The 23,420-nt window shown below is 40.9% G+C and carries 27 protein-coding genes; 10 read left to right on the forward strand and 17 right to left on the reverse strand.

Annotated features, from left to right (window positions below):
• The first annotated feature begins 123 nt into the window (after positions 1–123).
• Entirely contained in the window at positions 124–339 is a 216-nt protein-coding gene (rpsU, locus tag FTU35_RS03610) for a 30S ribosomal protein S21 (protein WP_001136722.1), read from the forward strand.
• Between the two features lie 31 nt (positions 340–370).
• Positions 371–817, forward strand: a complete 447-nt coding sequence (locus FTU35_RS03615; protein ID WP_096902523.1) for a GatB/YqeY domain-containing protein — start codon at positions 371–373, stop codon at positions 815–817.
• 153 nt (positions 818–970) lie between these two features.
• On the opposite strand, the gene FTU35_RS03620 is transcribed toward FTU35_RS03615, so the two are convergent.
• The 14 genes from FTU35_RS03620 to FTU35_RS03685 all read right to left on the reverse strand — a co-directional run bounded on the left by FTU35_RS03620 (position 971) and on the right by FTU35_RS03685 (position 14,415).
• Positions 971–1,333 carry a hypothetical protein gene (locus FTU35_RS03620; RefSeq protein ID WP_004971462.1) on the reverse strand — a complete coding sequence of 121 codons (363 nt, stop codon included), beginning with the start codon at positions 1,331–1,333 and terminating at the stop codon, positions 971–973.
• Between the two features lie 60 nt (positions 1,334–1,393).
• Positions 1,394–1,768, reverse strand: a complete 375-nt coding sequence (locus tag FTU35_RS03625) for a GFA family protein (protein ID WP_096902524.1) — start codon at positions 1,766–1,768, stop codon at positions 1,394–1,396.
• Between the two features lie 48 nt (positions 1,769–1,816).
• Positions 1,817–3,253, reverse strand: a complete 1,437-nt coding sequence (locus FTU35_RS03630) for a M48 family metalloprotease (protein ID WP_179991188.1) — start codon at positions 3,251–3,253, stop codon at positions 1,817–1,819.
• A 105-nt stretch (positions 3,254–3,358) separates the two neighbouring features.
• A complete protein-coding gene (locus tag FTU35_RS03635) occupies positions 3,359–4,333 on the reverse strand; it encodes a D-glycerate dehydrogenase (RefSeq protein WP_154320850.1) in 975 nt (324 codons plus the stop codon).
• Between the two features lie 75 nt (positions 4,334–4,408).
• Complete coding sequence (locus tag FTU35_RS03640) at positions 4,409–5,047, reverse strand: hypothetical protein (RefSeq protein ID WP_179991189.1); 639 nt, start codon at positions 5,045–5,047, stop codon at positions 4,409–4,411.
• Between the two features lie 170 nt (positions 5,048–5,217).
• Positions 5,218–7,107, reverse strand: a complete 1,890-nt coding sequence (locus FTU35_RS03645; protein ID WP_004971472.1) for a M48 family metalloprotease — start codon at positions 7,105–7,107, stop codon at positions 5,218–5,220.
• 95 nt (positions 7,108–7,202) lie between these two features.
• Entirely contained in the window at positions 7,203–8,741 is a 1,539-nt protein-coding gene (purF, locus tag FTU35_RS03650; protein ID WP_004971473.1) for an amidophosphoribosyltransferase, read from the reverse strand.
• Between the two features lie 25 nt (positions 8,742–8,766).
• The gene (locus FTU35_RS03655; protein ID WP_178865528.1) at positions 8,767–9,348 is read right to left on the reverse strand and encodes a CvpA family protein; all 582 of its coding nucleotides are present in this window, start codon (positions 9,346–9,348) and stop codon (positions 8,767–8,769) included.
• Positions 9,349–9,351: 3 nt separating this feature from the next.
• The gene (locus FTU35_RS03660; protein WP_004971477.1) at positions 9,352–10,353 is read right to left on the reverse strand and encodes a quinone-dependent dihydroorotate dehydrogenase; all 1,002 of its coding nucleotides are present in this window, start codon (positions 10,351–10,353) and stop codon (positions 9,352–9,354) included.
• A 111-nt stretch (positions 10,354–10,464) separates the two neighbouring features.
• On the reverse strand, positions 10,465–10,944 hold the full coding sequence (gene gspM / locus FTU35_RS03665) for a type II secretion system protein GspM (protein WP_096902527.1): 480 nt from the start codon (positions 10,942–10,944) through the stop codon (positions 10,465–10,467).
• The gene (gene gspL / locus FTU35_RS03670) at positions 10,944–12,083 is read right to left on the reverse strand and encodes a type II secretion system protein GspL (protein ID WP_179991190.1); all 1,140 of its coding nucleotides are present in this window, start codon (positions 12,081–12,083) and stop codon (positions 10,944–10,946) included. The genes gspM and gspL overlap by 1 nt, the downstream gene beginning before the upstream one ends.
• A 46-nt stretch (positions 12,084–12,129) precedes the next feature.
• The gene (locus tag FTU35_RS03675) at positions 12,130–12,585 is read right to left on the reverse strand and encodes a histidine phosphatase family protein (RefSeq protein WP_004971483.1); all 456 of its coding nucleotides are present in this window, start codon (positions 12,583–12,585) and stop codon (positions 12,130–12,132) included.
• Positions 12,586–12,739: 154 nt separating this feature from the next.
• Positions 12,740–13,813, reverse strand: coding sequence for an NAD(P)H-dependent glycerol-3-phosphate dehydrogenase (locus tag FTU35_RS03680; RefSeq protein ID WP_004971486.1), 1,074 nt, complete (start codon positions 13,811–13,813; stop codon positions 12,740–12,742).
• 26 nt (positions 13,814–13,839) lie between these two features.
• On the reverse strand, positions 13,840–14,415 hold the full coding sequence (locus tag FTU35_RS03685) for a nitroreductase (RefSeq protein ID WP_004971488.1): 576 nt from the start codon (positions 14,413–14,415) through the stop codon (positions 13,840–13,842).
• A gap of 380 nt (positions 14,416–14,795) precedes the next feature.
• On the opposite strand from FTU35_RS03685, the gene FTU35_RS03690 reads away from it, so the two are divergent.
• The gene (locus FTU35_RS03690) at positions 14,796–15,173 is read left to right on the forward strand and encodes a hypothetical protein (protein ID WP_004971490.1); all 378 of its coding nucleotides are present in this window, start codon (positions 14,796–14,798) and stop codon (positions 15,171–15,173) included.
• A gap of 109 nt (positions 15,174–15,282) precedes the next feature.
• Here the strand turns inward: FTU35_RS03690 and rhlB are convergent, their stop codons facing one another.
• Both rhlB and FTU35_RS03700 read right to left on the reverse strand, forming a co-directional pair.
• Positions 15,283–16,434 carry an ATP-dependent RNA helicase RhlB gene (rhlB, locus tag FTU35_RS03695; protein WP_004971493.1) on the reverse strand — a complete coding sequence of 384 codons (1,152 nt, stop codon included), beginning with the start codon at positions 16,432–16,434 and terminating at the stop codon, positions 15,283–15,285.
• Between the two features lie 110 nt (positions 16,435–16,544).
• Positions 16,545–16,757, reverse strand: a complete 213-nt coding sequence (locus FTU35_RS03700; protein ID WP_004648643.1) for a cold-shock protein — start codon at positions 16,755–16,757, stop codon at positions 16,545–16,547.
• A gap of 477 nt (positions 16,758–17,234) precedes the next feature.
• Here FTU35_RS03700 and FTU35_RS03705 point away from each other — a divergent pair, with 477 nt between their 5' ends.
• The 5 genes from FTU35_RS03705 to FTU35_RS03725 all read left to right on the forward strand — a co-directional run bounded on the left by FTU35_RS03705 (position 17,235) and on the right by FTU35_RS03725 (position 20,096).
• Entirely contained in the window at positions 17,235–17,489 is a 255-nt protein-coding gene (locus FTU35_RS03705) for a sulfurtransferase TusA family protein (protein ID WP_096902533.1), read from the forward strand.
• A 165-nt stretch (positions 17,490–17,654) separates the two neighbouring features.
• Entirely contained in the window at positions 17,655–18,524 is an 870-nt protein-coding gene (rpoH, locus tag FTU35_RS03710; protein ID WP_004971496.1) for an RNA polymerase sigma factor RpoH, read from the forward strand.
• 170 nt (positions 18,525–18,694) lie between these two features.
• Entirely contained in the window at positions 18,695–19,060 is a 366-nt protein-coding gene (locus FTU35_RS03715) for a DUF423 domain-containing protein (protein WP_131261341.1), read from the forward strand.
• A gap of 42 nt (positions 19,061–19,102) precedes the next feature.
• Complete coding sequence (thiS, locus tag FTU35_RS03720; protein ID WP_004971499.1) at positions 19,103–19,300, forward strand: sulfur carrier protein ThiS; 198 nt, start codon at positions 19,103–19,105, stop codon at positions 19,298–19,300.
• A 13-nt stretch (positions 19,301–19,313) separates the two neighbouring features.
• On the forward strand, positions 19,314–20,096 hold the full coding sequence (locus FTU35_RS03725; RefSeq protein ID WP_004971502.1) for a thiazole synthase: 783 nt from the start codon (positions 19,314–19,316) through the stop codon (positions 20,094–20,096).
• Between the two features lie 99 nt (positions 20,097–20,195).
• Here the strand turns inward: FTU35_RS03725 and FTU35_RS03730 are convergent, their stop codons facing one another.
• Positions 20,196–20,807, reverse strand: coding sequence for a glutathione binding-like protein (locus tag FTU35_RS03730; protein ID WP_131261343.1), 612 nt, complete (start codon positions 20,805–20,807; stop codon positions 20,196–20,198).
• Positions 20,808–21,025: 218 nt separating this feature from the next.
• On the opposite strand from FTU35_RS03730, the gene FTU35_RS03735 reads away from it, so the two are divergent.
• Positions 21,026–22,477, forward strand: a complete 1,452-nt coding sequence (locus tag FTU35_RS03735; RefSeq protein ID WP_180064504.1) for a SulP family inorganic anion transporter — start codon at positions 21,026–21,028, stop codon at positions 22,475–22,477.
• A 185-nt stretch (positions 22,478–22,662) separates the two neighbouring features.
• Positions 22,663–23,379 carry a tRNA (guanosine(46)-N7)-methyltransferase TrmB gene (gene trmB / locus FTU35_RS03740; RefSeq protein ID WP_179989759.1) on the forward strand — a complete coding sequence of 239 codons (717 nt, stop codon included), beginning with the start codon at positions 22,663–22,665 and terminating at the stop codon, positions 23,377–23,379.
• Positions 23,380–23,420 lie beyond the last annotated feature (41 nt).

Raw genomic sequence — 23,420 nt, forward strand, 5'->3', positions numbered from 1 at the left:
ATTCTATTGCGAAACCTATTATAGACTTGTGATATGAGATGTAAATGAGTAAAATACTGACCTTCACTTGTGATCGTGGGCAATTTCGCCCAGATCTTATCCATAACTTAATGAGGATTCTTCATGCCACAAGTTAAATTGAAAGAAGGCGAACCAGTAGACGTAGCTATCCGTCGTTTCAAACGTTCTTGCGAAAAAGCAGGTGTTTTAGCTGACGTACGTAAGCGTGAATTCTACGAAAAACCAACTCAAGAACGTAAGCGCAAAAAAGCTGCTGCTGTTAAACGCTACCAAAAGAAATTGGCGCGTGAATCAGTACGTACTACTCGCCTTTACTAATTAATTTGTGATTGCCTGTCTGGATTAAATGATGACGACTTTAAAAAACCAAATTACTGACGTTTTGAAAGCGACAATGCGCGCCAAAGAAATGGATAAGTTAACGGTAATTCGTAGTCTACAGGCGGCAATTAAGCAAATCGAAGTCGATGAGCGCAAAGAGCTTGACGATGCTCAGGTTCTTGCGGTCATTGAAAAGCAAATTAAACAACGTAAAGAATCGGTTAAAGCCTTTGAAGGCGCTGGCCGAGAAGATTTAGCTAGTAAGGAACAAGCCGAAATTGAGGTGTTATCTCAGTTTCTACCAGAAGCTATGACTGAGGAAGAACTTGATTCCATGATTGCGCAAACCATTGAAGCGCAACAAGCTACTAGCATGAAAGATATGGGTAAGGTGATGAACTCTCTGCGTCCGCTCATAGCCGGGCGCGCCGATCCTGCTCAAGTATCTGCCAAAATTAAAGCCAAATTAAGCTAATTAGCTCACCCCAAATTTGTGCTTCTCCGAACACTGATTTAAATGTCAGATTAAGCCCGCTTTAATCTTTCTATCTAATGCTATTAAGTAAAATGCTAAACCTAGGATGAGATAGATTATCTATTCACCCTTAGACACTTCTGCTTTAACTTTTTACTTTAAATCGCAGTTCACTTGATATTTTTTCAGTAATTGCATTTCTTTAGATGTGCTGACCTGCTGAATCACGTCCTGTTTATTAATATTCTGATAACGACGATCCAAATAGGCACGGTTTTCATCTGCTGCCTGATATAAACGATCAACATAACGACTAACAATGCCGCAAAACTGCTGCTGTTGCTGCGGATTAAAACCCTGCTGTTGTGGGTTTAAGCCTCGTAAAAACTGTCGGGTATCTTGTTTATATTGCGCATTAATTTCTTCAACAGCCAACACATACTGCTCTGCACTCGCAGCATAGACATTTTGCAAGGTCATCCCCAAAGTAAGGCATAAATAAATATATTTTTTCATTTTCAAGTCAGGGTCGTTTCAACTCAAGTTCTATTTTAGCATTGTATATTCGGTGAATAACTATTCACACGACTCAATTGCCAAAAAGTTGGGTTTGTATTGCGCAAATGCTTGCTCACATGGTTCGGGAACTTTGCCTTGAGTCACTGTCCCTAAGCGTAAGCGAATAATATCGGGTAAATCTAGCCGATAAGAATAAATCGGGCTGCCACACTCCTGACAAAATACCCGTGCTTTATTGGGACTATGAAAATATTCTTTTAGATATTTTAAGCCACGCACCACTTCAAAATGTTCGCGTGCCACTGGACTATTCCATCCCATAATACCGCCTTGCGCACGACGGCAATGCTGGCAAAAACATAATATTGTTTTTTCAATTTCGGCATGGTAACGGTAATACACCGCACCACATAAACATTGTCCCTCAATCATTCTTAAACTCCCTTTCTTTATTGTTATGCCACCGTATGTACGCCCGACTTATATTTTTAACTGTCGTTCTCTTTGCATTTCAGTCACACGGTTTTTTATATTTGCCGACATCGCCTGATTGTCTTTGGCTAAACGCTGCGCGTGCAGTAATGATTTAATTGCCTCTTCTTCCCAACCTGACCAATACTGTACTTCTGCACGATACCGTAACACATTTACCGTGCGTAATGCAGAGCTTCGGTCTACATTTGCCGCTTGCTGCATTAAATTCCATGCCGATAAATCACGTGGATTTTTTTGCAAGAAATCCTTCAAAATACTTTCTGCTTGCGTAGTTTGATTTTGACGAATCAAAACCTCGGCCCATTTATAATTCAGCGCACGATTTTCAGGCATAATTCGCGCAGGTGAACCAATTGTTTTGAGCGCTAAATCAATTTTATTTTGCCCTAAATAAATGTCAGTTTGAATAAGTATCAATAAATTATGTAAACGATTGTGACTTTTGGCCTGATCTATACTTTGTTGCGCCAAAACAAAATCGCCTTGCTGGCTATAAAAATAAGCCAAAGCCAAATTCGCCGCAAAATGGTTACGGGTTGCAAATGCTTTAAGCTGCTGTTCTGTCGCCTGCTGCGAAACCACCAAACTATATAACTTTAAAATCTCAAAGTCTTCATCACGCAGCGAGGTTGGCACTGGTGGCAATTGATTGGCACGTAAACGCGCCTCACTCATCCGCTCTGTGGTTAAGGGATGGGTAAACCAAAAGTCAGGTAAGAAGCTCACTCGACTCGTAGTACGGTGCATCACCTCAAAAAAGTCTGCCATGCTTTGTGGGTTATAGCCTGCGCTATACATATATTGCATGCCAATACGGTCTGCTTCACGTTCCTGATTACGGCTATAAGTCAATTGCTGATCCATTAAAGCGGCTTGAGAACCCATCATCACCGCTGCGCCTGCATCACCATCGGCTTGTGAGGCAACCAATGCCCCAACCACAACCCCAGCGAGTGCCAACAAACCCTGTCCTTTAAATGCCTCTTGAGAGCGACTGTAATGACGTTGCGACACATGCGCAATTTCATGCGCCATCACGCCCGCAACTTCATCCATATTACGGGCAGAATTAATAAGACCTGTGTTTAACGCAAATAAACCACCCGGCACAGCAAAAGCATTAATTTGTGGATCATTGATAATGAGTAGCCCAATGGGTTGCCCCAATTGAGTTTGGCTGAGTAGATGCGAAAACGTATTGATTAATTGATCTTCCAGCCACGGGTTTTGCGTGACAGGCATTTTACGCTGCACTTCCCGATAGACTTTTTCACCAATACTGCGTTCTTTTTGCTGATCAATTAATCCCACACCACTGCCTATTTCAGGCACATTAAATTGTGGTGTGGTGGTTAGATTGGCACTTTGGGTTGTCGCAATACTGGCAAAACTCAAACCGCAGATCAGTAATAGATGTTTCAATGGATGATCTCAAATACATATTTTGCATAATGATTCACTATAACATTGAAAAATGAACGCATTTGCAATGATGTGTTATCAATTTTTACCAAATCATCTTTAACTTTAAGACGTATAACAAGCAGGATTAACAACATATTGCGGGCGACGTCCTTCCAGCGCATCAACTAAATTTTTATAGGCTAAGTTTGCCATTTGTCGACGAGTTGCTGCAGTTGCTGAACCAATGTGCGGCAAAGTCACGACATTATCTAACTCAAATAATGGTGATTCTTGCAGTGGTTCTTTGTCATAGACATCCAAAGCTGCGGCAAAAATTTTGCCTGCTTGTAAGGTCTGAATAAGTGCCTGCTCATCAATGACTGAACCACGCGAAATATTGACCAAAATTGCATGTGACTGCATTAAATCAAGTTCACGCTGACCAATTAAGGCTTTAGAGTCTGCATTTAAATCGACTGCCAGTACCACAAAATCAGACTGTTGCAGCAATTCATCCAGACTTAAATATTCTGCATTAAATGCCTTCGCCACTTCCATTTTTTCACGACGATTGTGGTACACCACATTCATATTAAAACCATGAAATGCACGCCGTGCGATAGCCGCACCAATATGCCCCAAACCTACAATACCAATGGTTTTACCATAAATATCCTGTCCAAACTGTGCTGCACCCACGGTACGTTTCCATTGCCCTTGTTTAGTCCACCGATCTAAATATGGCACTTGTCGTGCTGCACTCATCAATAAAGTAAAGGCTAAATCTGCTGTGGTTTCAGTCAAGACATGCGGTGTATGGCAAAGACTAATCTTTTGTTGGGTTAAATAATCTACATCATAGTTGTCGTAACCGACACTTACACTCGAAATCACTTTGAGTTTAGTCGCAGTATGTAAGTTGCTTTGATTAAGCAAGCGCCCTGCACCAATCATGCCATCCGCATCTTGCACATGCTCAAGCAACTGTTGATTCACGTCACCCAACTTCGGGCTGACCTGCACCACCTGATAATCTTGCTCTAGCTTACTTAAAATTTCTGCATCAATTTGACTAAACACTACCACTTTTTTACGCATGATTATCCCTGTTTCGTGTCTACAATTGCTTGTATATGTAGAGTTTTAAATATCTGAATTGACTTAGGCTTTAGGCTATAACGATGTGATTTGTATCGCATCCCACAGACTTTTTTTCAACAGCGGTTGATCTAACATCTCTTGCAAGCTGGCTAAATGCAAACATTGTTCAGATTTAAAATGTGGTAATTGACCTAAAATCAGCATGTTTTTATCTGTGCTCAAGACATCAACAAAACCTTGCACATAATTTTCTACCCCGATGCCGTCTTGTAATACTTCTAAAGCAAAAGGCCATTGCAATACGTGATATTCGGCCTGTAGCGCATGTTGAATATTACGCCACAATTGTTGCTGTTCCTGACTCAAGGTAGTGCTTTCTACCAAAATGACACAATGTGGCAACTGCAAAGCTTCAATACTAAATGCTTCAATTTGCAGCATGACACGCGCTTCAGGAACAACTTCTGGCGCGGCCGCTTCAACTGTCGTATGTTGCGGAGATGGTTCTTGCTTAGGCTTTTCGTGAATAATCGGCTGTTGTTGTTTTAATTGTTGAGGTACTGCAGCAGGAACAATAATTTCGCTGTGTATTTCAGGTGCAGCTTGTTCGCGCCAAACCGATGATTGTGGCAAAGTTTGAGACACAGCCATTCTGGAAACCCAAATATCGATTCCCAAACTGGCTAAAATGTCACGCTGATGCCCCATCATGTTTATCATCACCCATCTAATTTTTCGCTGCACGTATTTATCACAGAACAACATGCAAGATAGCACCTATTCTACCTAGAAAGGCTGCACAATGCTGTGCTTTCTTTCACCCAATCTGACCTATTCGTATTTTTTCAAAATCTGCTTTAAACACACCTAGTCAATCAGTGTCACACAATCATCAAACTGTTTTGTTTTTGCATTTGCTCGACAATTTCTTCGGTTTTAAAACCTAAACGCCAATAGAGCAACTCCAAAACATCCAATTCATCTTGGGTGATAATACGGTCATTCCACAAACAAATTTCAGCAATGCCTAACACCATCAGTCGATCACGCAGCAGCAAACCTGCCATATCATTTAAAATTTCTGATAAATCAATCGGTTCATCTGAAATTTCTTCATAATCAATCAATTCATCTGCAGTTAAAACACGTTCTAAAATACGTTCACGTACATCTAACTGATTAACACTATTAATTTGCTGCACATGCAATAAAGCATCGATTAAACGTACAATTTGCGGTTTAACTTCGTGTAACGCTGCAGGTGTATGTAAAGGCAGTAAGTTTAATTCAAACTTGATTCGTTCAAGCAGCAAGGCATCCAACAAACCAATCTCGCCATCTTCCTGAATGATTTTTGCCAATTTGGTTAGAAACTGCCGTGCGATACTCAGCGGCATACCACCAATATTTTTACACGCTTCATGGAAAATCGAGATATGTACTCGCCCATCCAAATGTAATAAAGCATCTACAATTGCACGACTCACTTCTGCTTCAGCAGGAATAAATTCACGATATTGGCGAATCATCAAAATAGCGACAATCACCTCACGCGAACCCGTTGCCGTTTGTAAGGCACGCTGAATTAGCTCTGGACGCGGCATGTTATTGCGAATTTCAGGCTTGAGTGGCTTAATTGCATCATTAATTGCAAAGCTAATCGGCGACAAGCGCAGCAAAGGCAAAGGTTGCGGCGAGCTCCACGGCGCATAATATTCAGCATTCATTTCTTCTAACGAGCGAAATAGGCTAAACAAAGGCTGATTGCGTAAACGCTTCAAATTTTCGAGTTGTAAGTCTTGCACCAAGGTTGGATCAAGCTCAAAAATACGGGCTTCAATACTTGGATGAATATTCATCCAGCTTTGCGGACTGAGCGAGTTAGCAAAGCACATGTGGGAAATAGATTCTGAATATTCACTATGAATTTGCGACCCTGCATGATGCACATAAATTCGCAGCAAAGTTTGAATATTGGCATTATTTTGAATCAAACGTTTGGTTTTTAAATCATTTTTAAAGGTACGTCCGCTTAGACTAATATATTTAATTAAGCGGGTAATCAACACGCCCAAGCTACCAAACAACCAGATACCACCACCTACAGCAACAAAAAAAGTCGCTAACTTATGTGGCGGCGCATCACGATGTTGTCCAAAACCAAGTTTGGCGATGCTACTGCCCCACTTACTAAACGTGGTTAGACTACTGTAGAGGATTTTAAGTTTAGTATTATCAATGGTTTCACCACTTAAAATATGGTTAAACTCATGGCTGAGCAATCCATAAAGCTCTTGCTCATCCAAGTTTTGCAAAGCACCCCAAGTCAAAATAATCACAATATCTTTATGACTAAAGCCTGCAGTGAGGGCATTTACCCCAATTTCATCGGGCAATACATATACAGTAGGCGCTGGGATTTGAAAGGTATCGGCCAATTGTTCGGTCAGTTTAAGTGCGGTACTTTCTTCTGGGGTACTTTCGAACTGGGTTAAACGACGCGCACCCAATTGTTTTGCCAAAGAATGACCACCTGAGCGAAAAACGTAAAATTCCAAAATGACGGATACTGTCATAATCAGCACCAAGACCGTAATCCAGTATGGGCTTAGACTGTGCCAATAGATGGATTGGCTTGAATCGACATAATAGACCAACAGACCCAAAACTGTGTTTAAGATAAACAGGGTCAAAGCGACTGCAACCAAACATAAAATTGCAGACCAAATCATATTTTTGTTTTTAATCAAGTAACTACTCACAGACCTCAATGTAAACATCCTGAATTACATTGTATTTGAGCCACCATCATAAATGAAAAAAGCGGGAATTTCCCGCTTTTCTCACTGAGCTGATCAGAAAAAAATTAACTCTCTTTTACACCAGTTAAGTCTACTGACGCGGCATCAATATTGACATCAATATAACCATCTTTGCCTTTTTTAGCCAAGTCGTTGCGCTTTTGCTCAAGATCATTCAGATAAGCTTCGTCAATTCCGCCAGCTACATACACGCCATCAAATACTGAACAATCGAATTCAGTTAAATGCGGTACTTTATGGGTACGAACGGCTTGTTTTAAATCTTCTAAATCTTGGAAAATTAAACGGTCTGCACCAATAATTTCACGAATTTCTTCGACATTACGGTTAGACGCGATTAATTCATCTTTGGCTGGCATATCAATACCATACACGTTTGGATATTTCACCATTGGCGCTGCAGAAGCAAAGAATACTTTTTTCGCCCCAGCATCACGTGCCATTTGAATAATTTCGTTACAGGTCGTACCACGGACAATCGAGTCATCCACCAACAGTACATTTTTGCCTTTAAACTCAAGCTCTACAGGGTTCAGTTTTTGGCGCACTGATTTTTTACGCAATTGCTGACCTGGCATAATAAAGGTACGTCCGATATAGCGGTTTTTCATAAAACCTTCACGGAATTTAACCCCTAAAGTATTTGCCAATTCTAAAGCTGATGTACGTGATGTATCTGGAATTGGAATAACGACATCAATATCGTGTTGCTCGCCCCACTCTTGGGTAATTTTATGCGCCAGTTTTTCACCCATTTTCAAACGCGCTTTATACACTGAAATACCATCAATGGTCGCATCTGGACGAGCAAAATATACATATTCAAAAATACATGGGCGATATTCAGGTTTAGCGGCACATTGCTGGGTAAATAATTCACCTGCGTCATTAATAAAGATCGCTTCACCCGGCGCAATATCACGTTCAACTTTAAAGCCAAGTGCAGTAATTGCCACAGATTCTGATGCAATAATATATTCCATGCCCTGTTCAGTTTCACGTGAACCGTAAATCAATGGACGGATACCATTCGGGTCGCGGAAGCCAACCAATCCTTGACCTGTAATCATTGCAACAACGCCATAAGCACCTTTGCAGCGCTCATGCACACGGCTGATTACATGAAAAATATCTTCAGGCGTTGGGTTTAATTTGCCACGTTTTTGCAATTCATGTGCAAATACGTTCAATAACACTTCTGAATCAGAATCGGTGTTCATGTGACGTAAATCTGTTTTAAACAGATCTTCGTGAATTTCTTCGGCATTTGTCAAATTGCCATTGTGAGCCAAAGTAATCCCGTACGGCGAGTTCACATAAAATGGCTGCGCTTCGGCACTGCTAGATGAACCTGCAGTTGGATAACGCACGTGCCCAATACCATAATTACCTTGCAACGCACGCATGTGACGCGTATGGAATACATCACGCACCATACCGTTATCTTTACGCAAGAACAAACGTCCATTGTGGCAAGTTACGATCCCAGCTGCATCCTGTCCACGATGTTGTAACATCGTTAATGCATCAAACAACATTTGGTTAACAGGTGATTTACCAGCTATACCAACAACTCCACACATAGCAACCTCGCAGACCAGCTAGGGATTAATAAAAAGGATTATTCGTTGAGCCATCTGCGCCAGAGCGGTTTTCTTTTGCGTCAGATGCGATGTCGGAAGATGACGCGGCATCTTTCGACTTGATGTGCTGTAAAGCCTCATTGGCAGCGTCTTTGGAGAGTTCTGTTGCCCACGGTGCATACGGCAATAAAGTTTGCACAAATTTAGACTGTTTCCAATAAGGCGAGCTTTCGACCCAAGGACCAATGCCTTGAATGGTAATAAGAACAATGAGTAAGCCTTTCAAGGTACCAAATGCACCGCCTGCCAAACGATTTAATGGGCCAAGTTTCAAGCTCTTTAAAACACCATTTAAAACAGCGGTTACAATCCAGGTCAGTACCACAATCACCAAGACAATAAATGCAAAGGCTGCAATTTTTTGTACCACAGGATCGCTACTGAGTGCTGTCATCGAAGGTGCTAGGACAACTGCATATTTTGCCGCAACAATTAGGGCAAAAATCCATCCTACCAAGTTCGCAAAGGCTTTAATAAATCCTTGTCGCAAACCGTTCAACCCTCCAATAAGCAAGAGAATCAGAATAACGATATCAATGGTATTCATAAGTTATAAGGCGTTCACACAATCTTGAACCAACTCAGGACCTGCATAGATTAAACCACTATACACCTGAACCAAGCTTGCACCTGCATTTTTTTTGGCAACCGCTTGTTCGCCCGACAAAATGCCACCGACACCAATTAAAGGAATTTCACCTTTCAGTGCTGCTGAAAATGCTGCCAAACATGCAGTACTTTTTTCAAACACAGGCGCGCCCGATAAACCACCAGCTTCATCGCCATGCGGCAAGTTTTCTACGCCTTCACGCGACAAAGTGGTATTGGTCACAATCAGGCCATCAATTTTGAATTGCAATAATTGCTTGGCAATAAACTGAATATCTTCAGGGTCTAAATCTGGAGCAACTTTTAAGACCAACGGCACATAATGTTGATGTTCTTCTGCCAACTCCAACTGACGCTGTTTGAGGGTTTGCAATAATTCAGTCAGCGCATCACCACTTTGCAAACTGCGCAAATTTTTGGTATTGGGTGATGAAATATTTACAGTAATATAAGAGGCATAGTTATAGACTTTTTCTAGACAAATCAGATAATCATCTACCGCATTTTCAACAGGCGTATCGGCATTTTTACCAATATTAATCCCTAAAATACCTTTAAATTTTGCCGCTTTGACGTTTTCAATCAGCTGATCGACCCCATCATTATTAAAACCCATACGGTTAATAATGGCTTTGGCCTGTGGAATACGGAATAAACGTGGATGCGGATTGCCCGCTTGAGGACGTGGCGTAATGGTGCCAATTTCAATAAACCCAAAGCCTAAACCAGCCAAGGCATCAATATATGCACCATTTTTGTCTAGACCTGCTGCCAAACCTACTGGATTAGGGAATTCAATTCCCATACACGTCACAGGTTTCGCTACAGTCTTTTGACGCATCAAGCCCATTTTATGGCTCGATTTCAATAGTGATAGTGTCAGCTCATGTGCACGCTCTGGTGCTAAAGAAAATAACAACGGGCGGGCTAGAGAATACAACATATCTGCAAAAGTCTACTGCTTTCTAAGTCGCCATATTATAGGCTTAGCCCAGTCAAAACGCTATGCTTGACATGGGTTTATTTTCCGAGTTTCGGACTTTATTTTTAACCTTTACTGGACTGTCGCTGTTAATTTAATCTGCCCTGCTTCAGAAATTAATTCCATTTTTTCGATACTTAAACCCATTTGCGCCAATTGGGTTAAAAAATTTGCCAACACAGCATAATTGGCATGACTCGCCACCAGTAGCATCTTGTCACCACTTTGCTGCGAAGCAACCGATAAACCCTGTTGCTGAGCCACACGCTGAATTTTATCGGCTGCACTGAGTTGTGCATCATTGGCAGGTTTCATGGTGACTGCATGACTTTGCATCACCACCACCAAATCTTTAAGGTCATTTACCCGTTTTTGCTGTTTTTCGGCTGCGGCATGCATATACCACAACGCAGAACCCACAGCAGCAACGATCACAAAGATTGTGGTAAATACCACCAAAACACGTTCACGTGTATTTAAACGATCTAGATAATCTTGTATCAGTTCAATACGTTGATCGAACCAAGTTGACATTTTTTCCATGGCTTTCATTATTGTATTTTCACCAATCCTACTGCACCTGACGCGCTCGGCTGAATATTACCCAGCTCGACCTTAAAACCCTGCTGATTCAATTGCTGAGTGAGCGCTTGTAAGGTCGCTGCCGAGTTGGCATTCAATTCCATGTTCAACATATTGGCATCAAAACTCACACGATTGGCCACAATTTGATTTTGCATCAACACAGGGCCAACACGACTGAGCAATTGCAGCGCTTGAGTATCTGCATTTTTACTCATGCGTACCTGACTTTCAAACTGGCTTTGAATATTTTGTTCGGTAATACGACTATTTGCACCAAACCAATATTGATATTGTTCTATGGCTTGAACCGCTGTTTGATCTGCTACTTTTTTAAGTTTGCTCCAACGCAGTGCATCATAGCTAAACTGTACAATTAAAATCCCAAGAAATACTGCTGCACAGGCTTTCCAATAACCTGAAACACCCGTGTCTTGCTTGGATTTTGGCAGCATATTGAATGGATGCTGTTTGGCTTTCACTAATGCAGGTACTACATAATGAAAGCTTTCTAATTGTTCTTGTGTTGCAAATGCTTCAATACTTTGCATTTGTTCTGCACTAAAGTTGGTGATTTTATAGTTTCGTTCTGCAGTTTGATAATCTAGATAAAGCGCCAGATCATCAACTGAATAACCTAAAAATTCACTTTCACGTACCAACAAGCGTCCGCAAATATTTCCAATCACCGTTTGCCCTACATCAGGTTGCGGCAAGATTAAAAAGTCAGGTAACAATGCACTGATTTTAACTGGCAACAAACTTAATACATGCAAATAGGTTTCAATACTATGCTTAGCAACTCCCAACACGGTTATTTGCTCAGGTGGCTGAAAATGATGAGCCACCTGCATCGCATCAATTGGCAATACGGTATATTCTTCTAATAAATACTTCACACCATCGGTACCCAATTGTTTATATTGGGCTTTAGGTAAAGTTTGTTGCATAATTTGCACATCACGGCTTGGGAAAAACACCACAGCATCTTTTCCTTGAAAAGCCTGCAATGCCTGAATCAAGGCATCAAGACTATCTGCCTGTGTCCAGTATTCCCCATTTGACCATTGCCAAACCCCATTGGCTTCTGGCATCCATAAATACAGCATTATTATCGTTCTACCGTTGAATTATATTTAACTTTATACATTTATTTTATGCGTTTGGAATAAAACTTTTGATTTGGGTTGAAAGCCCCGCAGCAATTACTGCCTGCTCATAAATCCGTGCTTCTGCCAAATGATAGGGATGGAATGATTCTGAAGTCAAAATCTCTGCCATGTGCGCCACTACATTCATGTGACACACCACTGCAATTGACTCATACGGCAATTGTGACAACCATTCCACAGCAACTTTTGCATCATCTTCAGGTTTAATGGTATTGCAGACCACCACAGGCACATCTTTAAAATATTGCTGCAAATGTGCCAAAGTTTCTTGTGCACGCAGTAAAGGACTGACTACAAACACATCGGGCTGAATGATATTTTTTAAATAATCTGCCGTTTCTTGTGCTTGTATATGACCACGCTCAGTCAATGGACGCTGATGATCATTGCCCATAATCGCAGGAGCGGCTTCACCATGACGAACAAGAGTCAGTTGCATAGAATTTCCTTATAGGATGATACACATTAAGTTGTGTCAATTTAACTCAAATTATGCGCTCAGTATAACCTGAGAATATGACAATTCAGTTCACCAAACTGTCATATTCCACGCAAGTTTTTACCTACTGTGGCGCAGTTTTATGGATGTAAAACTAAACTTGATGATGCGGCAAGACAAATTCCACATCACTGCGATGTCCATTTTTCATTAAAGACAGTGCAATATTCATAGGCGGCGCACCTTCAAAAATCACTTCATAAAGCGCACAAGTGATTGGCATATACACATCTAATTCATTCGAGCGCGCCCGCACTTGCACGATGGTATTAATCCCTTCGGCTGTTTGCCCCAATTCTTCTGTGGCTTGTTCCAAAGTTTTGCCTTTGCCCAATGCATAACCCACTTGATAGTTACGACTCAATGGACTGCTACACGTTGCAAATAAGTCACCGACACCAGACAACCCTAAGAAGGTCAATGGATTTGCACCAAGCTTAACCGCAAAACGACTCATTTCTGCCAATGCACGGGTTAAAATCATACTCTTGGTATTTTCACCCACGTTATAAGCGGCTGCCATGCCCATCGCCACAGCATAAATATTTTTCAGCGCACCGCCTAATTCCACACCATTCACATCATCGCTGGCAAAAACACGGAATAACGCACTGTGTAAAGCTTGCTGCACCGCATAACGCACCAATTCAGAATGACTGGCAATAACCGTACCTGCAGGCTGCCCCGCCACAATTTCTTTGGCAAGGTTCGGGCCAGACAATACACCATACGGCACTTCTGGCAATTCTTCACGGATAATATCGCTCATAAAACTAAAGGTTTTGGCTTCAATACCCTTGGTTAAAGACACCACTGCTTGTGCGCTAATAAAAGGTTTAATTTGACGCAACACATCACGGAAAGAATGACTTGGAATAGCCACTAAAATAATGTCACGGTCACGAACTGCAGTTTCCAAATCTGAAACGGCTCTTAAACCCTGCTCCAACTGAAAATCTGGCAAATAACGTCGATTAATATGCGTTTCATTAATTTCTTTGGCAGTCGCTTCATCACGAATCCAAATCATCGTGTCGCAGCCATTACGCACTGCTGTATTGGCCATTGCTGTACCAAAACTGCCACCACCTAGCACTGTAATGCGTAACGCAGTTTTTCGATCTATTGCAACAGGTTCAACCAAATCGGCAAAATTTAACTCTGACATTATTGTTATATCCTAAAAATAAAGACTTATGCGTTCCAATAACGAACATAAGCTTGCGTATTCAACTCAGCGCGTGCAGGAATGGCTTTAGCCGCTGTTCCCACATAAATAATGCCTGAAATTAAATCATCTGCATTTAAGTTTAAAGCTTGTTTCAGCAAGTTCGACTCAACGACTGCCCCACTACGCCACATACTGGCAAAACCCTGCGCCTGCAAAGACAATAAAAAGTTCTGTACCGCAGCACCTGTACTTAAAGTCTGCTCAAAACATGGCACTTTTGGATGATCCTGAAATTGTGTTAACGCCAACACTAAAAGTGGCGCACGAAATGGATGCTGTTTCACTCGCTCCAACTGAACCGCATCGGTTTCGCCCATGTCTGCCAAGGCTTGAGAAAGTAACTCACCAAATGCTGCACGTTGCTCGGCAGTAATCACCACAAAGCGCGTAGGTTTTAAACGATGATGATCTGGTGCGGTTAAAGCTGCCTGAAAAGCCATTTCTAGCTGCTCAGTATTTGGTGCAGGTTCAACTAACTGCCCCGTAGACTGACGTTGATGAATATTTTGATGAACGATTTCTACCGCTGTATCCGTCATTGACTTATATAACTATTTCAAAAAGCTCGGTTAAGATTAGCATAAACTCAAAAAATTGCGCTATTTCCGTATGCTTATTTGCAAGATTCTGATTAGGGTCTATATGTCTGCACTTTTAAGATGAACCTGCTCAGCACATCTAAACAATGATGCTTTGACGCATTCATCTATAGTTTAAGAGCATGAAAATACATTATGGATTGGGTTTGATGTGTATAAATGAATGACGAATTATCAACACAGCCTATACAGTGTCTACATCTAAAACCATCCAGATTATGTTCAACTAGATCAAATTGTTATTTTCAATCTCTACACATTTGAATTGAAATATCATCAACAAACAATACGCGCTACAGCGTTTTAGCCCCGAGGTAGATATGAAAAAAATAGTCGCCTTTTCTAGCCTTGCCGTTTTTGCACTTTTAACCGCATGTGCCACCACGCCAAATAATTCTCTTGCCATTCAAAAAGAAAACAACCTATATGAAGTCACAGGTTTAGGTAAAAGTAATATTATTGCCAAAAATAATGCAATTACAGCTGCCAATAAAACCTGTGGTACTCGTGCCGCTCCAGTCTTGGTTGATGAAAAAACATCTTATAACGGCGCACTCAAAGGTGTAGTCGATGAGCAAACGGGACAAATGATTCAGGCGGCAGCAACTGTTTTAGGTACAATTGCGGGACGTAATACTGATATTGCCCGTGATGATGATTATCAAACTGTGCTGACCTTTAGATGTCAGGCAAAGTAAATTATTACAGCACGACATAAGAAGCAAATACAAAAAAGTCGCTCCACTGAGAGCGACTTTTAAACTAAGAACAGCAGGATTTAAACTAAAAAATAGCTTAAATGAGTAATTAGCAATAACCATCTAAACGTGTTAATGGCAATTTTTGACCAATGGCTTTTTCAATTTCTGGTAAATAGAACGCATCATCTTCCGACAAGAAGCTAATACTCACACCACGTGTACCTGCACGACCTGTACGACCAATACGGTGCACATAATCATCTGACTGTTCAGGCAAAGTGAAATTCACCACATGCGAAACACCATCGACATGAATACCACGCCCTGCAACGTCTGTTGCAATCATGATGTTATGTTTGCCATTTTTAAACTGATCCAGCATTTTTAAGCGTTTGTCTTGGGCAATTTCACCTGACAACATCACCACTTTATAGCCATCACGCTTTAAATGATCATAAAGCTTACGCACCTGATCACGCCGATTGGCAAAAATCATGACTTTTTCAATCGGCTCATCACGTAAAATTTCTTCAAGCAATTTGTATTTATCGGTTTTGGCAACCATATATACCCGTTGCTCAACATCGGCATTGGTTTTCTTTTCAGGTTCAATTTCGACTGTAACAGGTTCAAATAACCACTGTTGAGCCAAGTTCAACACATCATAACTAAAAGTTGCCGAGAACATTAACGTCTGACGCTGTTCCTTACGCGGTGAATAACGCACAATACGTTTTACCGATGGAATAAAGCCCATATCCAACAAGCGGTCTGCTTCATCAATCACTAAAAATTCAATTTGATCGAGCCAAACTTCTTTTTGTTCTACAAAATCAATCAAGCGCCCTGGTGTCGCAACAATAATATCGACAAAGTTTTTATTGAGTTGTGACTTTTGCTTATCAAAATCTACACCACCCAACAAAGTCACCACATTTAAGTCGGTAAATTTGGTTAAGTCTTTTGCATCACTTTCGATTTGCAAAGCTAATTCGCGTGTAGGTGCCAAAACCAATGCACGTGGTTCACCACGATAACGCTGTCCTTGAATTGGGTTATTCAATAAATCGTTGATCACACTAATTAAAAAGGCAGCAGTTTTTCCTGTACCTGTTTGCGCACGACCAATGGCATCATGTCCAGCCAAAGTAAATTTTAAAACCTTTTGCTGAATTGGCGTCATTTCCTTGAAACCCAAAGCATCAATAGCCTGTTTCAATTGCGGATGTAAATTTAAGGTTTCAAAACCAGATGACATAAATATGTGCTCGAACTTATACAGACAAAAAACTGACCTATTATAAACAGAAATACAAATAAAAAACGCCCCAATCAGGATTGGAGCGTTTTTTTAGAATAATCGAGTGATTAGTCTAATGGCTGTACTTCTTCAGCTTGGAAGCCTTTTTGGCCTTTTACTACGCTGAATTCAACACGTTGGCCGTCACGAAGTGAACGGTGGCCGTCACCTTGGATCGCACGGAAGTGAACGAATACATCGTCGCCGCCATTGCGTTGGATAAAGCCAAAGCCTTTAGTGTCGTTGAACCATTTAACTACGCCTTGTTCACGAGCTGTCATAAGTTAATCCTCATTGATTAAAAAGAAGGACCACCCGGTGTTGCAAACAGCAGAGCAAACAAAGTTTAAAAATATTTTTATTTCTAAGCTTGTAATCATTCTGTATAACTATTAACAAAATCCCGGTTACATCCATTTGTAATAGGGCGACAAACAACGATTGTCTATCTAAAATCCTAAATACGCATCGAGCTTAACACGGGTTTATGACAATTAATAGATTTTTTTTGATTTATCTTGTTCAGTTTGAAACGATTTGAACAAATGGAAATTTTTTATTTCTGTTAAGTGACTTAGCACAATTTTGATCTATAAATTTTATTGCAAATATCTCACAAAATAAGCCAATTCTCTTGCCCTTATGCGCAGTAAGCCGCGCAATGAATAGCCCCGATGCTTCAGATGAAATTTATTTGGGATTTGTGAGCGAATTTGCTAGTATGATCATTCTGTTTTTTAAGGCGAATTTTTACTTCAATGCTGTGTGATGCTGAACAACCTATCATAGTGATTGATGCCATGGGACAACCTTGTCCTATGCCTTTATTGATGCTAAAACGTGCCCTTAAACAATCAGATTCTGCACGGTTTTTATTGAAGTCATCTGATCCGCATAGCCAGCAAGATGTGGCGCGTTATTGTCAGTTACATCAATATAGCTGTGAAGCAAGTCAGATTTCGGCAACAGAGTTTCATTATGTGATTGATGTTGCCAAGCCAAAAGCATCGTAATAAGCATATCTGTTTGATTGTTCATTTGTTTTAATGACTTAATATTCGCCGCTTATTGCTATAAAGATTTACATATCTACACCAATTTTACTTATTTAAGTAGAATATTGGCATTAAGATAAAGACATCGGTTATTTTACCTACCCAATCCTATAAGGAGATCTCATGAGTGACAGCAGCAATCAGTTGATGCCCCTGTCATTATCTGCACCAGGGGTAAACCTCGGGGCTTATATTAGTACTGTTAACCAAATTCCTATTTTAACGGCTGAACAAGAAAAAGAGTTAGCCGAGCGTTATTATTACGATCAAGATTTAGACGCGGCCAAAATGTTGGTCATGTCGCATTTACGTTTTGTGGTGCATATTGCACGAAGTTATGCGGGCTATGGTTTACCGCAGGGCGATTTAATTCAGGAAGGCAACTTGGGCTTAATGAAAGCCGTGAAACGCTTTGACCCGAATATGGGCGTGCGTTTGGTGTCATTTGCCGTGCATTGGATTAAAGCTGAAATTCACGAATATGTTATTCGTAACTGGCGTATTGTTAAAATTGCCACCACCAAAGCACAGCGTAAATTGTTCTTTAATTTGCGTAGTCTCAAAAAATCTAGCAAAAAACTGACGCTCGAAGAAGCACAATCTATTGCCAATGACTTAAATGTGACTGCAGAACAAGTCTTGGAAATGGAAGGTCGTTTAACCGCTTATGATGCGGCTTTTGAAGCACAAGGCGATGATGACGATGAAGGTTCAACTTATGTTGCACCTGCATTGTATTTGGAAGATAACCGTTACGACCCTGCACGTTTAGTCGAAAACGAAGACTACGAAGAACAAAGCACTTCTGCCCTACATGAAGCTATGGAGCAGTTGGATGATCGTTCACGTAATATTTTGCAGCGTCGCTGGTTAGATGATGATAAATCGACCCTGCATGAATTGGCAGCAGAATATAATGTTTCGGCAGAACGTATTCGTCAGCTCGAAAAAAATGCCATGGAAAAAATTAAAGTGGCGATGTCATCAAACTAAACTGACATTCTCCAAATTGATGCAGACACATCGAAAAATAAAATTGGGCAAACTGCCCTTTTTTATTGTCTTTAATTGGTACAGCTACATACAGGCAGGCAAATCTCAGATTTTCCCGCCCCTAAAAATGTGCTAAGGTTAAGCGCAAAATTAAATAGGTCAATTTGCGTATGTGGATTGCAATTTCTGCCCTGAATTTAGCTATAGCAGTCATGCTCGGTGCATTTGGTGCACATGGCTTAAAGGCCCGTGCAACTGAAGCGCAATTGCTTTGGTGGCAAACTGCAACAGATTATTTTTTCTATCATGCCCTTGGACTTTTAGCATTGGGCATATTGGCCAAAGTAATTCCACAACTTCCTATTAAAGCCAGTTTTATTCTGATTCAACTGGGTATTTTATTTTTCTGCGGTTCACTGTATATCATGGCATTGGATTTAGCCCGTGGCTTGGGCATGATTACCCCAATTGGTGGAGCACTCATGATTGCAGGCTGGCTAAGCTTAGCGTGGCAAGCCATGAAATATGCCAAATAAAGCTCAATTATATTTTGTAATTTTGAAGATGGATTCTCGGTCATGCAAATTTATCTGAATGGCGAAGCACAACAGACCACTCACACGACCCTGTTACAACTGATTCAGGCATTAGATTTAGAAGGCAAACGTTTTGCTGTGGAGCAAAACGAAAAAATTATTGCCAAAAGCAAACTTGCCGAAACCCCTATTTGCGATCAAGACCGCATTGAAATTATTCATGCCGTTGGTGGCGGCTAAACTCGGAGCACCCATGCAAGATACCTTTAAAATCGGTTCACGTACCTTTAATTCACGTTTATTGGTGGGTACGGGCAAATACAAAGATTTAACCGAAACAGATTTGGCGATTCAAGCCAGTGGCGCAGAAATTGTTACGGTTGCCATTCGTCGTGTAAACATTGGGCAACATCCAGATCAGCCAAACTTACTTTCCGTAATTCCACCAGAAAAATACACCATTTTGCCAAATACAGCAGGCTGTTTTGATGCCAACAGTGCCGTGCGCACCTGCATGTTGGCGCGTGAATTGCTAGATGGTCACAACCTCGTCAAACTAGAAGTTTTGGGCGATGAAAAAACCCTCTACCCAAATATCACCGAAACTTTAAAAGCTGCGCGCACGCTAATTGACGATGGTTTTGAGATCATGGTCTACACTTCCGATGACCCGATTGTGGCGCAAGAATTGGAAAGTATGGGCTGCGTGGCAATTATGCCATTAGGTAGTTTAATTGGTTCAGGCTTAGGTATTCTTAACCCGCATACCATTTCGATTATTAAAGAAAATGCCAAAGTACCTGTATTGGTAGATGCAGGTGTGGGTACTGCCAGTGATGCTGCGATTGCAATGGAATTAGGTTGCGATGGTGTGCTGATGAATACTGCAATTGCAGCAGCACAAAACCCAGTGCTAATGGCATCTGCGATGCGTAAAGCAGTAGAAGCAGGACGTGAAGCTTATTTGGCAGGACGTATGCCACGTAAGCGTATGGCGAATGCCAGCTCACCTGAAACGGGTTATTTCTTTAAATAATCATTAGGGTCTTTTCCAAGTCCGACAACTCAAATAAAAAGACGTTAAGTGTTAACTCAACGTCTTTTTTATTATCTGATTCTGGCAAGTAAAAGCCGATTAAGGAATCAAGCCTTCATCACGCATAGCAATTTGTACCGACTGACGCGCAGCAACTTTATTACGGATTTCAACCACATGGCTATACGGAGTTAAATCATGCTCAATATAGTTTGACCAATTAGTGATAACAAACAAATACGCATCGGCTGGACCAAAGTTATCATCCACCAAATATTCATGGTCTGATGATGCAATCGCTTGATCAATATAAGTCAACAAGCGATCAATTTCTGCATAGGCTTTTTCTTTGGCTTCTGCATCTAAAGGCGCGCCAAAAAATACTGAGTAAGCGTCATGTAATTCAGAGTTTAAATAACCCAACCATTCCAATACTTTAGCACGACCTAAACCAGATGGCGGAATTAAATCCTGTTTAGGGTCTTGCTGCGCTAAAAATGGCAATAGCGCTACGTTTTCCGTCAAAATTAAACCTGGGTTAATTTCTAAAGCAGGTACATAACCTTTAGGGTTAATTTCATAATAATCGGCACCCTTTTCTGTTTTATGGGTTTTTAAATCTACACGCTCAATATCAAAATCGACATTCACTTCATTTAAAATAATATGTGCTGCCAAAGAGCATGCGCCAGGTGAATAATAAAGCTTCATATTTGATCCTTGTTATATAACTATCTCTGTTGTAAATCGCTTGTCACAAACTTGCAAGTGATTGAACCTATAAATTGCAAAAAAGCGTAAATGTCTTAAAAAGCCCTTACGCTTTGACTATCCTGCAAAAGACAGGCTTTTTCAAGTCTGTTTTGCCTGCTTTTTTATCTCTAGATGTTTTAACATACAGCCCTTTAAAGTTTCATGAAATTGAGATTGTGATTAGCCTGAAAAAAGAAGAATGGTTTTCCAATATCCGCACCGATGTTTTGGCAGGTTTAGTGGTGGGTTTGGCATTAATTCCTGAATCAATTGCCTTTTCGGCTATAGCAGGCGTCGATCCGCAAGTCGGCTTATATGCATCGTTCTGTATTGCGGTCACGATTTCTTTTTTTGGTGGGCGTACTGCCATGATTTCTGCCGCGACAGGCGCTATGGCATTACTGATGATTACCCTCGTCAAAGAACATGGTTTGCAATATTTATTGGCTGCAACAGTACTCACAGGGCTGATTCAGGTTATAGCAGGCTATTTTAAAGTTGCCAAACTGATGCGTTTTGTTTCGCAATCGGTAGTTTATGGCTTTGTAAATGCCTTGGCGATTTTAATTTTTGTGGCGCAACTGCCTGAATTATCGAAAATGGATGGCTTAGGCTATTTATTTGTAGGATTAGGTTTAGCGGTAGTCTATCTGTTTCCATACATTCCTAAAATTGGTAAAAGCATTCCCTCGCCTTTGGTCTGCATTATTGTGCTGAGTGTGGTTGCTTTATTACTTGGTGCAGATATGCGTACCGTAAGCGATTTGGGACAATTTCCCGACACGCTGCCTATTTTTCTAGTGCCTGACATTCCACTGAATTTTGAAACTTTATTTATTATTTTTCCTTATGCCATGACCTTAGCCACAGTCGGTTTACTCGAAACCATGATGACCACTACGATTGTCAATGAAGCCACAGGCACAGAAGCAGATCGGCATCAGGAATGTCGTGGTCAGGGGTATGCCAATATTGTGAGTGGCTTTATGGGCGGTATGGCAGGCTGTGCCATGATTGGGCAATCTATTATCAACGTCAGTTCTGGGGCGCGTACACGTCTCTCTACACTTACAGCAGGCGTATTTTTGCTGTGCTTGGTGGTTTTTCTCAAAGATTGGTTGGCATATATTCCTATAGCAGCCTTGGTTGCGATTATGATTATGGTGTCATTCACGACTTTTAACTGGGATTCCATCCGTAATTTTAAAAAGCATCCGAAACAAAGCAATATAGTCATGTTAGCTGTGGTGATTGTGGTGTTAGCTACCCATAACCTTGCTTTGGGTGTTTTTGTTGGCGTACTGCTTTCTGCTTTATTTTTGGTGAATAAACTGGAAAGTGAAGTTAAAGTCAGCTCATTTTTATTAGGCGAACATACCCGCCAATATGTGATTTCAGGGCAAATTTTCTTTAGCAGTTCAGAAAAGTTTTATCAGTTTTTTGATTTTTCAGAAGATATTAGCAATGTCACCATCGACTTAACGCATGCGCATATTTGGGATATTACCTCTGTAAATATGCTGAATAGCGTGGTGAACAAATTTAAAGCCCAACAAATTAAAGTGCATATTATTGGATTGAATGAGGCCAGTCATACCTTAATTGATCAATACAGTACCCATTCGTAATTATTGTATTAAAATACCGTTGATGATGTTAAATGCTGAATCTTAATGATTCGGCATTTTTTATGCTCAAAAGATGCAGATGTATCGCAATCTTGCACGGCGCTGCGAAAAACAGCGAAAAAATTTGACTTCAATGGCTCAGGACTTAAAATACCGCATTCGAATTTATTAGATTTGCCAAAATTATGTCGAACGATCAATTAGACCAGCACGTTGTCGAGCTGGACAACCTCAACGAGCATCGTGAAATTGTAACGTTCATGCGCCGTTCTTCACCATTGAATACGTCACAACGTAGCGCCTTGGAACAATACGGCGACTTAATTTTGGAATATCCTGTTGGCGATTTACGTCAACATTTTGAACACCCTGAACACCCGCTTACAGTAGAAATTGGTTTTGGGATGGGGCGTTCTTTGGTACTTATGGCGCAGGCCAATCCTGAACGTAACTTTGTCGGGATTGAAGTCCATATTCCAGGGATTGCACAGTGCGTTTATGAAGCAGGTACAGCAGGTTTAAGCAACTTACGTGTCTTAGATGCCGATGCAATTCAAGTACTGCGTGAAATGCCAGACAATAGCATTGATACGGTGCAGTTATATTTCCCAGACCCATGGCAGAAAAAACGTCACTTCAAACGCCGTTTTGTTGCTCATGAACGCATGGAATTGGTAGAGCAAAAATTAGTGTTAGGTGGTACGTTCCATGCAGCAACCGACTGGGAACCGTATGCAGAATGGATGCTGGATGTATTGGACAACCGTCCACGTTTAGAAAACTTGGCGGGTAAAGGCAATAGCTACCCTCGCCCTGAATGGCGTCCACAAACCAAGTTTGAACGCCGCGGAATTGAAGCAGGTCATAAGATTAATGATTTTATCTTCAAGAAAATTAACTAATTTCTGCTAGAAAAAATGCTTCCACAAGGAAGCATTTTTTA

Origin of the sequence: Acinetobacter sp. YH12095 (assembly GCF_013419245.1) — a bacterium.
GTDB classification, from domain to species: domain Bacteria; phylum Pseudomonadota; class Gammaproteobacteria; order Pseudomonadales; family Moraxellaceae; genus Acinetobacter; species Acinetobacter towneri.